This is a genomic window from Plantactinospora sp. KLBMP9567 (assembly GCF_033446045.1).
GTDB lineage: Bacteria > Actinomycetota > Actinomycetes > Mycobacteriales > Micromonosporaceae > Plantactinospora.
This window is the reverse complement of the sequence record NZ_JAWQRR010000047.1, coordinates 102,150-114,992: the sequence shown is the minus strand read 5'-3', so window position 1 is coordinate 114,992 and position 12,843 is coordinate 102,150. Positions and strand designations below refer to the sequence as shown.

The following is a 12,843-nucleotide window of genomic DNA, read 5'->3' as shown; positions in this document are numbered from 1 at the left end:
GATGCCGTCCGCGGCGATCCACCGATAGCATCCGGTGGGCGGAGCCGGACCGATGATCCGGCCCGATGACGGACCGAACCGATTCGGAGGCGACCGATGCGTGGCCGGACAATACGACTCACGCTGGTTGGCGCCATCACCGTGCTGGCGGTCCCGCCGATCGCCGCCGGTCCGGTCACGGCGGCGCCGCTCGCCCCGCCGGTCGCCCAGCGGACCCTGCCCGGCTGTGACAACAACACCCCACCCGCCCAGCCCATCACCACGCTGCCGTGGGCGCAACAGCGGTACGCCCCGGAGCGGCTGGCACCGCTGGCCGTCGGAGCTGGCGTGACGGTGGCGGTGATCGACTCCGGCGTCGACGACACGCACCCGCAGATGCGCGGCCGAGTCCTACGCGGGCGCGACTTCCTCGGCTCGGACTCCGACGGGAAGCGGGACTGCGCCCGGCACGGCACCGGCGTGGCCAGCGTCATCGCGGCCACTCCCCGGGAGGGCACCCCCTTCCGGGGGCTCGCGCCCCAGGTCAAGATCCTTCCGGTACGGGTGAGCGAGAAGAAGGTCATCGAGGGCAAGGAGAACGGCGAAAGCGTAACCGTCGGGACATTTGCCCAGTCGATCCGCTGGGCGGTCGACAACGGCGCAGACGTGATCAACCTCTCGGTCGTGTACTACCAGGACAACCCGGAACTCAAGCGGGCGGTGGAGTACGCCCTGGAGAAGGACGTCGTGATCGTCGCCGCCGCCGGCAACCTGTACGCGGACAAGAACCCGAAGCCGTACCCGACGTCGTACGACGGGGTGATCGGGGTGGGCTCGGTCGGCGAGGACGGGCTGGTCTCCCCCTTCTCCCAGCGCGGCGACTACGTGGACCTGGTCGCCCCCGGTGGCAACGTCGTGGTCGCGGTGCCGGAGCGTGGGCACGTGCTGGACAACGGCACCAGTTTCGCCACCCCGTTCGTGACCGCCACCGTGGCGCTGATCCGGCAGTACTGGCCCAAGCTGAACGCGCGGCAGGTGGCGCAACGCCTGATCGCCACCACCGATCCGGTGCCGGGCTCCGACCGGAGCGCCTACGGGGCCGGGATGCTCAACCCGTACCGGGCGGTCACCGACACGGCGGCGCCGGCCCGGCGCCCCGAGGCGGCCGGGCTGCCTCCCCACCAGGTCGACCCGGCGGAGGTGGCCCAGGCGGAGCGGCGCTCGGAGAGCCAGCAGCGGGCCCTCTGGGTGGCCGGCCTCGCCGGCACCGTCGCGCTGGCGGCGCTGCTGCTCGCCGTGGTACTGCCCCGGGGTGCCCGCCGCGGCTGGCGCCCGGCCGGCCCGACGCCCTAGCCCTCGGGGGGCGCCGGCACCCGCAGGCGCGGTACAGCCAGCCATGGAGCCGCTGTCGCAGCGTGAGCTGGAGGTCCTGGAGCGCAAGCAGATGCCCCGGGTGCGGCACGGATCGCGCGGCAGCCCGGGGCAGTCTGGGCGGTACGGAAGGCCCTACTGGAACAGGCCGGTGTTCTTCTTCTCGGTGCTGAGGTAGTCCGCGGCGGACTCGTCCAGCGCCATCTTGATGTCGCGCAGCATGTTGGACATGTCCTGCGCACCCTGACGCCACTTGGTCTGGCGCTGGAAGTACGCCTGCTGCGCGTCACCCTCCCAGGTGTTGACGAGCGGCGCGGCGTCCGACTCGAGCTGGTCGAGCTGCGAGTCGAGCGTGTTCAGCGCCTTCTGGATGTCCGCGCTGGCCTGCTGCAACGCGGCAAAATTGACGACAAGAAGGCCGTCACTCATCGGATCTTCCCTCCCCGGTCCAAATCAGAGCGGCAGCGTCATGCCGCCGGCGTTGGTGGCGTTCATCCGGCTCGACGCCTCGGTGTCGGACGCGTCGTACTGCTGGCCGGAGGTACGGATCGCAGTCGCGGTCTCGCGCAGCGCGCGGTGGATCTGCTCCTGGTTCTGCGACCACTGCTGCTTGACCTGCTCGAACGACCGGCCACCAGCACCACGCCACGCGCTCTGCAGCACCTCAAGCTGACCCATCAGGCTGCTCAGCATGCTCTGCAGCGACTGGTCGACCGACTCGAACTTCGTGGCGGTCTGTTCCATCACCGCGGCTTCTGCCTGCGTCTGGGACACCCCCGAAGTCACCCCGCTCCCTTAACTCGTCGTCAACCGGAACGCCCACTGTGGACTTCCCGGCTCGTGTCCGCTCCCCCGACGGGTCACGGCACAACTTGGCAATTACTTCCGTAGCCGACGGTAGCGGGCCAGGGCAAGCCTTGGATACCCCTTCGGGCCACCCTGTGGACAAACCCGTACCGCAATGAACCGGACCGGCGGTTACCGACGGTCACCGACATTCTTACCCACCAGCGCATTTTCCCGCTCGCCTATTGCACGCCGGCCCGGTCGCGGGCCTTCTCGGGATCCAGGGCCGGTCCGTCCGGAATGAGCGTGACCAGGATGCTCGGCATCCGTACCCGCTTGGCGGCGGCGTAGCCGAGGTTGCCCAGCACCTCGCCGCTGGTCACCGGATGCCGTCGTCCCTGGTCGGTGACGATCGAGATGGCACCGCCGGTGGCACCGGGCGCGGCAGCCGCCTCGACCACCACACCCCGGCCGGGCTCCAGCACCACCTGGTCGGCGAGCGCACCGCCCCGGGCCGACTGTGCCGAGGTCGCGGGCGGATCGGGGATCCCGGACATGTCGGCGCCGATCCGGATGCCCTGCACGCCACGGTCGTCCGGCACGTCGCCGCAGATCACGCCGCCCTCCGCGGTCGCCATCTCGGGCGTGTCCGCCGGTGCCGCCGCGTCGTTGCCGGGCACCAGGTCGCCCTTCTTCGGCAGTGCGCCGTACTGGCCCTGGGAGAGCCGGGTGGCGTCGCCCTGCTTCACCGCGTCCGTGGTCAACAGGATGTTGGCCTGCACCTCGGTGATGTTGTAGAGGCCGTCCCGCCTGGCCACCGCGTACTGGCCGTCGCCGCCCTGCCGCTCGACCAGGAAGACCTGACCGATCTTCGCGCCGTCCACGGCGTCGGACGGCTCGCCCGCGTCGGGAATCCGGATCTCGCCCAGGTCCGCCCCGGCGGGCAGGGCGTTGAGCAGAGCCGGTGCCACCGCCACCTGCCGCTGGCTGCCCCACAGGGCGCCGACCACCAGCTCGGGATTCTGGATCAGGTGCCGGCGGTTGTGCCAGATCAGGAAGAGCTGGCCGTTGGGGTGCTCCGCCAGCAGTCCCTCGTCGCCCAGCTCCTGACCGCCGGGCGCCGCCCTGCCGACCAGCAGTGTCGACTGTGGCTGCCCGCCGCCGCCACCCGTACGCGGCTCGGAGCAGATCGTCCAGCCGCCGGAGACCAGCCGGTTGCTCGGGGCCAGCGACTCCGGCAGGTCGCGGATGCCCAGCGTCACACCGCGCGGCTGCCCCTCCAGCGACTTGCGCGACACCGACACCGTCTTCGGGGCGGGCTGGCCGACGATGAGCAGCGCCGAGGCGTAGTTGAGCACCGGATGCAGGGTGTTGTCGACGTAGACGTACTGCGCGCCGGACTCCTTCTCGACGATCACCACCGAGGAGTCCTTCCACTTGGTGGCACCGCCGCCGACGAAGACCCCGTAGACCACCGAACCGCCGATCCCGATCAGCGCGATCAGCACACTGGCCAGGGTGGCGCCGGCCGCCCGCCGGAACGGCGACTGCGCGGGATCGGTCTCCCGCATCACCAGCGCGCCCACCACCCGCTGGACCATGAACTGGTAGGAGTGCAACTGATCCTGCCGCGACGGCATGCGGGCCCCCTCTCCGGTTGTCCGGCCCATACGATAGGCCTCTGAGCGAATTGCGGGGGGCGGGCCCACGGCCTACGCCCATCCAGGGGAGGCTATCGCGGTGACGCTAACTGCGGCAGACAACCGGACCCGGCCCACCGGCACCCCGGGCAGCCGGATCGACCGGTCGCCACCGGCGCCACTGCCGGCTTCGTCCACGCCGACCCGGTCCGGCCTGTTCGGCGTACGGGCGGGGCAGATCGTGGCCATCCAGGTGGCGTTGGCGCTCGTGCTCGCCGCCGCCGGTCAGGGCCCACTGCTGCTCGTCGGGGCGGCGCTGCTCGCCGTCGCCCTGGTGCTGCTGACCTGGATCCGGATGCGCCGGCGCTGGCTGTTCGAGTGGATCGCCATCGGGGTGCGCTACTCCGCCCGGCAGCGGACGCTGCCGCAGGCCGCGCCGCCGGAGGCCCTGCTCGACCTGGTCAACCCCGGTGCCGTGGTGCTGCCGGTCGACCTCGCCGGCGACGCCGCCTGCATGGTCAGCGACGCCTACGGCCTGACCGCCGTACTCGAACTCGGTGACCAGGTCGGCATGCTCGCCGACACTCCGCAGTCGCTGCTCTCCCCGGCCAGCCTGCTGCCGGCGGCGAGCGCGGAGACCCCGCCGATGCGGGTGCAACTGGTGCTGACCGGTGCTCCGGCGCCGATGCTGGGCGCGGGCACCGGCACGCCGGCCACGTCGTACCGGCAGCTCACCGACGGGCGGCTGCTCGGGCACGAGCGGGCCCTGCTCGCCGTCCGGGTGCTGCGCGCCGACGGCTGGTCCGACGAGGACCTGCGCCGTGCGCTCTCCAGCGCGGTACGCAAGGTGCGCCGCCGGCTCGCCCCGGTGCCGACCCGGGCGCTCGGCGAACGCGCCGCGCTCGGCGTACTCGCGGAGATGGTGCACCACGACGGCGCGCAACCGGCTCGGGAGAACTGGCAGGGCGTCAGCCTGGGCGGGCTGTTGCAGTCCACCTTCCGGCTGCGCCGCTGGCCGGACCTGCGGACCGAGACCGGGCGCCGCTTCATCCCACGGCTGCTGGCGCTGCCGGCGACCGCGACCACGGTCTCGGTGAGCGCCGGCCCGTGGGCGGGCGGCGGCATCGACAGCATCCGGGTGGACGTCACCGTACGGCTGGCCGCCGACACTCCCCAGGCGCTCGGCACCGCCGTCCAGGCGCTGCGCCGGCTGCTCTCCGCCGAGCACGCCGTGGCCCGGCGGCTGGACGGCGAACAGCTCGACGGCGTCGCCGCCACCCTGCCGCTCGGGGTGCTGGGTGCCGGCCCGACCGCCCCGGCACCGGCCACCACCCTGCCGGCATCCTCTGTGGACTCACTCGACCTGCCGATCGGCCTGGCCGGGCTGATGCTCGGCGCCAACCGGCACGGCGCGGCGGTGGTCGCCCGACTGTTCCGGGCCGAGACCACCCGGGTGGTGCTGATCGGCGGCGTACGCGCCGCGCAGCTCATCGCGCTGCGGGCGATGGCGCTCGGCGCCCGGATCGTGGTGCAGACGGCCAGGCCACGCGCCTGGGAGCCGTTCGTCCGCGGGGCCAGCGGGCCGGGCTCGCCGATCGCGATGATCCCGCCGGGGCGGCCGGTGGGCGGCCCGCCCGGCACCCAACTGCACCCGCTGCTGGTGGTGGTCGACGTCGGCCCGGTGGCCGCCGACTCGCAGCCGGGGCCGGGCTGGCAGACCAGCCTGGTCGTACGCGACGAACTGGCCCCGGTCGACGTCGACGCCGTCTCCCGGGCCGACCTGGTGGTGTTGCAGCCACTCCGGTCGCACGAGGCTCAACTGGCCGGCGTGGCGCTCGGGCTCGGCGACTCGGCGGACTGGCTGACCCGGATCCGGGCCGACATGGTCGGAGTGATCAACCGTCGGGTGCTGCGCTGGGCGCTGCTCTCGGCCACCCCGATCGAGGCCCAACTGATCGGTCCACCGGCCCGGTAGCCACATCGCGGCGAGGGCCGTCGGATGTGATCCGGCCAGTGTTTGATCTGGGCGGATTTGGGATCACGTGGCACTATCTGCGGGCATGGGTTTCCTGACAGGTCTTCTCGTCCGACTCGGCAGCACCGCCCTGGCCTTCTGGCTCGCCACGCTGATCATCCCGGGGATCACCCTGGACACCGACTCGATCGGCGGGGCGGTAGGCACGCTGGTCCTGGTGGCGATCATCTTCGGGGTGGTCAACGGCGTACTCCAGCCGATCATCAAGACCCTCGGCTGCGGGCTCTACCTGCTCACCCTCGGCCTGATCGCACTGGTGGTGAACGCGCTGCTGTTCCTGCTCACCGGCGCCATCGCCGGCGGGCTCGGCCTGCCGTTCGAGGTCGACGGGTTCTGGCCGGCGGCGGTGCTCGGCGCACTGTTCGTGAGCCTGGTCACCTGGCTGCTCGGCCTGCTGATGGACCGGGACTGAGCCGTCCGCCCCGGGACGGCGCCGACCGTCGGCCGGCCCGGGGCGCACGCCGACCACTGGTCGGGAATTGGCTCGGGCCGACCTGGCGGGGCGGGGATAGCGTCGCGGCGTGCTGACTGTGACACGAGACGACGGGTACGAGCTCTGCACCGATCCCCGGCGGGTGGAGGTCGACCGGGTGCACCACTGGCTCGCCACCGACGCGTACTGGGCGCTCGGCCGGCCCCGTGAGGTCCTGCTCCGGGCGATCGACGGCTCGACCGTCTACGGGGTGTACGCCCCGGGCGACGGCCGTCAGGTGGCGTTCGCCCGGGTGGTGACCGACGGGGCGACCTTCGGTTGGCTCTGCGACGTCTACGTCGACCCGGCCGCCCGGGGTCGGGGGCTGGCCCGCTGGATCGTGCGTACCGTCCGAAAGGATCTCGGCCGGCTGGGCGTACGCCGGATCCTGCTCGCCACCTCGGACGCGCACGGCGTGTACGCCGAGGTCGGCTTCACCCCGCTGGCCAACCCCCCGCAGTGGATGGAGCTGATCCTGCGACCGCTGCCGCCCGAGGCGGACGGCGCCGGTGCCGGGTCGGTCGGCGGGCCCGGCCCCGATCCGGTGAGACCGCTCACTGGAAAGGACTCTGGTCCGAGTCAGCCCCTTACGGTAGAGCGATGAACCAGGTGCGGCGCGGATACCTCTACGGGCTCGGCGCGTACACCCTGTGGGGGTTCTTTCCGCTCTACATCCGGCTACTGAAACCGGCCGGGCCGATCGAGATCCTGGCCCACCGGGTGGTCTGGTCGATGGTCTTCGTCGCGCTGCTGCTCGCGGTGGCCCGCAACTGGGGCTTCCTGCGCGCGCTGCGGCACCGCCCGGGCAAACTCGCCGGGATCGGGCTCGCCGCCGCGCTGATCGCGGTCAACTGGGGCACCTACATCTATGGCGTCAACTCGGAACGGGTCGTCGAGACCGCGCTGGGCTACTTCATCAACCCGCTCTTCGTCGTCCTCCTCGGGGTCACCGTGCTGCGCGAGCGGCTGCGCGTCGGCCAGTGGGTGGCGCTCGGCATCGGCGGCATCGCGGTCGCGGTGCTGACCGTCGACTACGGCCGGCTGCCCTATCTGGCGCTCACCCTGGCGGCGAGCTTCGGCGGGTACAGCCTGGTGAAGAAGCGGCTCGGGCTGCCGGCCGCCGAGGGCATGTTCATCGAGTCCGCGGCGCTCACCCTGCCGGCGCTCGGCTATCTGGGCTGGCTCACCTGGCACGCCGAGTCGAGCTTCGGTCAGGTCTCCGCCGGGCACACCGCCCTGCTGATGCTGGCCGGCGCGGCCACCGCCATCCCGCTGCTGATGTTCGCGGGTGCGGCGAACCGGCTCCCGCTGACCGCGCTCGGCATGTTGCAGTACCTGGCGCCGATCCTCCAGCTCGGCTTCGGCGTACTCGTCTTCCACGAGCCGATGCCTCCGGCCCGGCTGGCCGGCTTCGCGCTGGTCTGGCTGGCCCTGGTGGTCTTCACCGTGGACGGAATCCGCAACGTCCGGCGGTCCCGTACCGCGCTGCTCTCCGCCACCCCGGAGCCCGCGGCGGCCACCGCCGTCCGCTGACCGGGGCTACCCGGCCTGCCTGGCGGCCACGCCGACGACGGCCCGCCGACCCGGCTGGGGCTACGCCGGCAACCGCACCCGGTCCGGCCTGCCGGGGCGGCCGGCGGCCACCGACTCGTACAGCTCTTCGAGCAGCCGGGTCTGCTTGTGCAGGTCGAAGTGCTCGGTCACGAACCGGCGGGCCTGGTCGCCGAGCCGGGTCCGCAGGTCGTCGTCGGCGAGGAGTTGCCGGATGTTGCCGGCCAGGGCCGCCCGGTCGCCCTCGGCGCCGAGCAGCCCCGTCTCGCCCGGCAGCACCGCCTCCGGAATTCCACTGTGGTAGGTCGAGACCGTCGGCAGGCCCAGGCTGGCCGCCTCCAGGATCGTCGTCGGCAGGCCCTCGGCGTCCCCGTCCGCAGCCGTCTTGGACGGCGAGACGAAGACCTTCGACTCGGCCAGGTAGCGGGCGACCGCCGACGGCTCCTGTGCGCCCAGGAACGTGGCGTCCAGGCCGAGGGCGGCGGCCCGCTCCCGGATCGGCCACTCCAGCGGGCCGGAGCCGATCAGCAGCACCCGGGGACGCCGGTCGGTCAGCGTGCCGAGTGCCTCGACGAGGTCGTCAACGCCCTTCTTCTCGACGAACCGGCCGACGAAGACCACGTCCCAGTGCTTCGGCACGTCCGGCACCTCGGCCGGGATCGGTACCCCGGTGTGGTGCACCCGGACCTTCGCCGGGTCCGCACCGGCCGCGATCGCCTTCTCCCGGATGAACCCGCTGACGGCCAGGATCAGCGCGGCCCGGTCGAACGCCTGGTGCAGGTTGCGCCGGTAGCGCACGCCACGCAGGCCCGGCGCGTGCGGCTGCCGCGTCACGTCGTAGCCGTGCACGGTCACCACCAGCGGCACCCCGAGTTGTGCGGCCGTGCGGCTGATCAGCCAGCCGTCGTTGCCGAAGTGCGCGTGCACCACCGCCGGACGCAGGCCGGCCAGCAGCCGCCGCAGCCTCGGTGACTCGCCGGTCAGCCGGAGCCGCAGGAAGGCCCGCTGGTCCGGTCCACCGTCCGGGAATGCGATCACGTCGGTGTCGGCGGCCAGCGGCGAGCCGACCCGGGTGGCGCCGAGGAACCTCGGCTGCCAGCGGGGCAGCGCGAGGCCCTGGTTGCGGATGAACGTCTCGGATCCGGCGAGCAGGCCGCTGCGCCAGATCACCACGGTCGGCGCCGGGCCGGTCGTACCGGGCAGGGACGGCGTGCTCACGCGCCGATCTCGCTCGGCCTGCCGGAGTCACCGGAGACCCGCCGGGTCGGGCCGACCGGCTGCCGGGCGTCGGTGCTGGCGGCCGGGCCGGGCCGGGCCGCCGGGGCCGCCGCGCGGCTGGCGCCGGGCTTACGCAGGATCCGGTCCCGCAGGGTACGCCGCAACTGCGGCGGGATCAGCCAGATCTGCCCGAACGCCAGGTAGTCGAAGATCCCCGGCTGACCGTGCCGACGCGCCTCGCGCAGCAGGGTGCGGAACGCCGACGCGCTCCGGGTCGGCGCCGCCATCGAGCTGATCACACTCATCGTGAGCGCAGCGTACGCCCGGCGGGTGAGCAGCGGTCGGCTCCGCTGGAGCCACTCGAACTGCTCCTCCCAGACCGTGTCGAAGGTGATCCGGGGCCGGTCCTCGTCCTGGTGCCAGATCACCAGCGGCTCGGCGGCGTAGACGAGGTCGACGTCGGCGTGGCTCAACGCCCGGAACGTCCAGTCGAGTTCCTGGAGGCGGCGCAGGCCGACGGTGAACGGCACCCGGCGCAGCAGCTCGGTCGGGGCCAGGATGGTCGAGGTCTGGATGAAACCGTCGCCGTGGAACAGCCCGCGCCGCACCGTGAGGTACTCGGTCAGCGGCTCGCCGACCGCCGGCAGCCGGCGCGGCATCACGAACTCGGCCCGGGGCGTCCGGTTCAGTAGTCGGCAGGCCACGATCGGCATCGCCACCCGGGCGCCCTCGGCCAGCTCCAACTGCACGGCGAGCTTGGTCGGCAGCCACTCGTCGTCATCGTCGAGCAGGGCCGTCCAGCGGGCCCGCGCCGCACCGACCCCGACGTTTCGGGCGTTCGGCGCCCCACCCGACTCGGGCAGCACGATCACCCGGAGCCGGTCGTCGCCGAGTCCCGCCAGCGCGTCCCGGGTCGCGTCGTCCGGCCCGTCCACCACGACGACGACCTCGAGATCGGTCACGGTCTGCGCCAGTACGCTGCGGACCGCCCGGGTCACCAGGTCCGGCCGACCGCGGGTGGGGATCACGACGCTGACGTCAGGTGTGGAGGACATGGGACCCGCTAACTCGTCGAGGATCTCTGTCGGGCAATACCGGACGTGAACGTTATTTGGCGAACAGGATGCGCAGGTTAATTCAAAGCGGAGAATGCGCGTACATTGGTGGGGCGGCAGCCGACCGTACGGTGTCGGGGCCGCCAGGCGGCAGCCTTGGCGAATTGGGTGAACACTAGATGAACAACGGTGGCGGAGGCCTGGGACGGGTTGTTGACGTACACTCGCCGTCAATTCAGCCGAGGTCCGGGAAATCGAATGGGTGAATTCGAGGAATCGGGCAGGTGAACCTGCGGAGAATGGAGGCCAACGCCCGATGAGCGCGCCGGACGTCAGCGTGGTGGTGCCGGTCTACAACACCATGCCCTATCTGACCCGGTGCCTGGATTCGCTGGTCCGGCAGACCATCGGCCTGCCCCGGATGCAGGTCGTCGCGGTGGACGACGGATCGACCGACCGCAGCGGCGCCGAGCTGGAGCGGTACGCCGCCCGCTATCCCGAGGTCTTCACCGTCATCCACCAGCCGAACTCGGGCGGCCCGGCCGGCCCGTGCAACCGGGGCCTCGACGCCGCCACCGGCCGGTACGTCTTCTTCGTCGGTGCCGACGACCACCTCGGCCCGGAGGCACTGGACCGGCTGGTCACCGCCGCCGACGCCTGGGACTCCGACGTGGTGCTCGGCAAGGTGGTCGGGGTCAACAGCCGACACATCTACCAGGACATCTTCGCCCGCAGCGCGGTCGACGTGGACCTCTTCGACTCAGCCCTGCCCCGGTCGCTGGCCAACACCAAGCTGTTCCGCAAGGAGCTGCTCGACCGGCACGCCATCCGCTACCGGGAGGAGCTCCGGATCGCCAGCGACCTGCCGTTCACCCTGGAGGCGTGCTACCGGGCCCGGCGGATCTCGGTGCTGGCCGACTACGAGTTCTACTACGCCGTACGCCGGTTCAGCGCCACCAACATCACCTATCTGAGCCGGCACCTGGAACGGCTGCGTACCGTCGAGGCGAACCTCGCGTTCGTGGCCGAACTGATCGAGCCGGGCAAGCGCCGCGACGCAATCCTGGTGCGCCGGTTCGACCACGAGGTCGCCAAGCTGGTCGAGGACGACCTGCTCCGGCTCGACCGGGCCACTCAGCAGGCGGTGCACGACGGCGTCGGGCGGCTGGTGGCGGAACACCTGACCGAGGAGATCGCCGAGCAGTTGGGCGCCGAGACCCGGATCCGGTACGCGCTGACCCGGGACGGCAGCCTCGACGACCTGCTCGCGGTGATCCGGCAGGATGCCGAGGTGGGGGTGCCGGCGACGCTGGTCGAGGGTGCCCGGCGGTACGCGGCGTACCCCGGCTTCCGCGATCCGGCGCGTGGCCTGCCGGACTCCTGTTTCGACGTGACGGCGGTGCCGGAGTGGCCGGCCAAGCTGGACGCCACCGGTTTCGGCTGGGAGGACGACGAGCGGGGCGAGCGGGTGCTGACGATCACCGGGTACTCGCCGCTGCCGGACCTGACCGGGGCCGGTGCCGACCCGCTCACCGTGAGCGCGGAGGAGATCCCGGCCGAGACCGTGGTGATCGCCCGGGGCGACGCCGGCAGCACCGTACGGGTCAGGTTCCGCGCCGCCGACCTGCTCGACGGCGGAATCGCGACCGGCCGGCGCCGGATCGTCTCGGCCCAGGTCGGCCCCTTCGACCCCGACCGGGCGCTCGGCGCGAACAGCGCGGCGGGTGCGGGTGGCGCGGCCGCGTTGCGGGCGCCCCGGCTGGACCGGGCGGTGCCGCTGGTACGCCGCCGTGGCGCCCGGCTCTATCTGCTCACCCCGACCAGGGACGAGTCCGGCCGGCTGATGATCTCGGTCGTGCCGGTCACCCCCGGCCGGGTCACCGCCCGGTTGCGCCAGAAGCTCCGCCGCCGCTGACCGCTCCGGGCCGGCGATCGGCGGGCAGGCCGTCGAGCAGGTACGCCAGCCCGCGCCGGAAGGTGCCGTCCTCGTCCCGGTCGTCCAGGTGCCCGGTCTCGACCAGGGTGGGATAGCGCTCCCGCTGGGCGGCGAGGTGCTGCCGGGCGGCCTGCCGCGACCCGGGATCGCCGAGCCGCCGCCACGACGAGAGCGTGACGGCGGCCCCGATGACGTAGTTGGCCAGCGCATGCGTGGCGGCGCTCAGGTCCGGCTCGACCAGCCCGGCCCGACGCAGCGCGGACTGGAGGAACTCGGTCCGGGTCAACACGTTCGGCCCGAGCAGCGGCCGGCCGACCAGTGCCGCCGACCACGGGTGCCGGAGCATCGCCGCCCGCCAGCCGAGCAGCAGCGTCTCGACGTCGGCCCGCCAGTCCCCGGTCGGCGGCTCCTCGGTCGTCGTCGACGCCGTCGTCCGATCCGTCGTCGCCACCGTCGTCGCCGTCGTCGTCGAATCCGGTTCGGGGAGGAGCACCTCGCCGAAGATCTGGTCCAGCGCCAGGTCGAGTACGTCGTCCTTGTTGGTCACGTGCCAGTAGAGCGTGGTCGACCCGGCACCCAGCCGCTCGGCGAGCCGGCGCATGGTGAGCCCGGCGACGCCCTCCCGGTCGAGCAGCTCGACCGCCGCAGCGACGATCCGGTCCCGGTGCAGCGGCGGCCCGCTGCGGCCCGGGGAGCGCGGAGGCCGCAACCACACACCTGTCATGGCCCGGATTCTAGTCCGGCGTTCCGGCTCTAGAACGTCGTTCTAGACTCTAGAACGTCGGTCTAGATGCCTCGCC

The 12,843-nt window shown here is 72.4% G+C and carries 12 protein-coding genes; 6 read left to right on the top strand and 6 right to left on the bottom strand.

From position 1 onward, the window contains the following. The first annotated feature begins 96 nt into the window (after window positions 1-96). Window positions 97-1,332: a type VII secretion-associated serine protease mycosin gene (mycP, locus tag R6Y94_RS35890; RefSeq protein ID WP_318398874.1), complete on the top strand. Its 1,236-nt coding sequence runs from the start codon at window positions 97-99 to the stop codon at window positions 1,330-1,332. Window positions 1,333-1,485: 153 nt separating this feature from the next. On the opposite strand, the gene R6Y94_RS35885 is transcribed toward mycP, so the two are convergent. From R6Y94_RS35885 to eccB, 3 genes are all read right to left on the bottom strand, one after another. Then, on the bottom strand, window positions 1,486-1,779 hold the full coding sequence (locus R6Y94_RS35885) for a WXG100 family type VII secretion target (RefSeq protein WP_318398875.1): 294 nt from the start codon (window positions 1,777-1,779) through the stop codon (window positions 1,486-1,488). Window positions 1,780-1,803: 24 nt separating this feature from the next. After that, entirely contained in the window at window positions 1,804-2,124 is a 321-nt protein-coding gene (locus R6Y94_RS35880; protein ID WP_318398876.1) for a WXG100 family type VII secretion target, read from the bottom strand. A 254-nt stretch (window positions 2,125-2,378) separates the two neighbouring features. Continuing rightward, window positions 2,379-3,776 carry a type VII secretion protein EccB gene (gene eccB, locus R6Y94_RS35875; protein WP_318398877.1) on the bottom strand — a complete coding sequence of 466 codons (1,398 nt, stop codon included), beginning with the start codon at window positions 3,774-3,776 and terminating at the stop codon, window positions 2,379-2,381. A 100-nt stretch (window positions 3,777-3,876) separates the two neighbouring features. On the opposite strand from eccB, the gene eccE reads away from it, so the two are divergent. The 4 genes from eccE (at window position 3,877) to rarD (ending at window position 7,816) form a co-directional block, all read left to right on the top strand. Continuing rightward, window positions 3,877-5,751, top strand: coding sequence for a type VII secretion protein EccE (gene eccE, locus R6Y94_RS35870; protein WP_318398878.1), 1,875 nt, complete (start codon window positions 3,877-3,879; stop codon window positions 5,749-5,751). Window positions 5,752-5,836: 85 nt separating this feature from the next. After that, window positions 5,837-6,223 (top strand): phage holin family protein, encoded by a 387-nt coding sequence (locus tag R6Y94_RS35865; protein ID WP_318398879.1) that lies wholly within the window; start codon window positions 5,837-5,839, stop codon window positions 6,221-6,223. A 109-nt stretch (window positions 6,224-6,332) separates the two neighbouring features. Then, window positions 6,333-6,887 carry a GNAT family N-acetyltransferase gene (locus R6Y94_RS35860; protein ID WP_318398880.1) on the top strand — a complete coding sequence of 185 codons (555 nt, stop codon included), beginning with the start codon at window positions 6,333-6,335 and terminating at the stop codon, window positions 6,885-6,887. Next, the gene (gene rarD, locus R6Y94_RS35855; protein ID WP_318398881.1) at window positions 6,884-7,816 is read left to right on the top strand and encodes an EamA family transporter RarD; all 933 of its coding nucleotides are present in this window, start codon (window positions 6,884-6,886) and stop codon (window positions 7,814-7,816) included. The genes R6Y94_RS35860 and rarD overlap by 4 nt, the downstream gene beginning before the upstream one ends. Before the next feature lie 60 nt (window positions 7,817-7,876). Here rarD and R6Y94_RS35850 read toward each other — a convergent pair whose 3' ends face one another. Together R6Y94_RS35850 and R6Y94_RS35845 are read right to left on the bottom strand one after the other, a co-directional pair. Then, the gene (locus tag R6Y94_RS35850; RefSeq protein ID WP_318398882.1) at window positions 7,877-9,052 is read right to left on the bottom strand and encodes a glycosyltransferase; all 1,176 of its coding nucleotides are present in this window, start codon (window positions 9,050-9,052) and stop codon (window positions 7,877-7,879) included. Beyond that, the gene (locus R6Y94_RS35845; RefSeq protein WP_412102903.1) at window positions 9,049-10,107 is read right to left on the bottom strand and encodes a glycosyltransferase family 2 protein; all 1,059 of its coding nucleotides are present in this window, start codon (window positions 10,105-10,107) and stop codon (window positions 9,049-9,051) included. Before R6Y94_RS35845 ends, R6Y94_RS35850 begins: the two co-directional genes overlap by 4 nt. Window positions 10,108-10,423: 316 nt before the next feature. Between R6Y94_RS35845 and R6Y94_RS35840 the strand changes: the two genes are divergently transcribed. Beyond that, window positions 10,424-12,022 carry a glycosyltransferase family 2 protein gene (locus tag R6Y94_RS35840; protein WP_318398884.1) on the top strand — a complete coding sequence of 533 codons (1,599 nt, stop codon included), beginning with the start codon at window positions 10,424-10,426 and terminating at the stop codon, window positions 12,020-12,022. Here the strand turns inward: R6Y94_RS35840 and R6Y94_RS35835 are convergent. Further along, window positions 11,985-12,767, bottom strand: a complete 783-nt coding sequence (locus tag R6Y94_RS35835; RefSeq protein ID WP_318398885.1) for a TetR/AcrR family transcriptional regulator — start codon at window positions 12,765-12,767, stop codon at window positions 11,985-11,987. The genes R6Y94_RS35840 and R6Y94_RS35835 overlap by 38 nt on opposite strands. Between the last annotated feature and the right edge of the window lie 76 nt (window positions 12,768-12,843).

What these genes read in the sequence shown, in the direction of transcription:
- eccB (WP_318398877.1), bottom strand. Translation starts at nt 3,776, where the DNA reads ATGCCGTCGCGGCAGGATCAGTTGCACTCCTACCAGTTCATGGTCCAG.
- R6Y94_RS35885 (WP_318398875.1), bottom strand. Translation starts at nt 1,779, where the DNA reads ATGAGTGACGGCCTTCTTGTCGTCAATTTTGCCGCGTTGCAGCAGGCC.
- R6Y94_RS35835 (WP_318398885.1), bottom strand. Translation starts at nt 12,767, where the DNA reads ATGACAGGTGTGTGGTTGCGGCCTCCGCGCTCCCCGGGCCGCAGCGGG.
- R6Y94_RS35845 (WP_412102903.1), bottom strand. Translation starts at nt 10,107, where the DNA reads ATGTCCTCCACACCTGACGTCAGCGTCGTGATCCCCACCCGCGGTCGG.
- rarD (WP_318398881.1), top strand. Translation starts at nt 6,884, where the DNA reads ATGAACCAGGTGCGGCGCGGATACCTCTACGGGCTCGGCGCGTACACC.
- R6Y94_RS35865 (WP_318398879.1), top strand. Translation starts at nt 5,837, where the DNA reads ATGGGTTTCCTGACAGGTCTTCTCGTCCGACTCGGCAGCACCGCCCTG.
- mycP (WP_318398874.1), top strand. Translation starts at nt 97, where the DNA reads ATGCGTGGCCGGACAATACGACTCACGCTGGTTGGCGCCATCACCGTG.
- R6Y94_RS35840 (WP_318398884.1), top strand. Translation starts at nt 10,424, where the DNA reads ATGAGCGCGCCGGACGTCAGCGTGGTGGTGCCGGTCTACAACACCATG.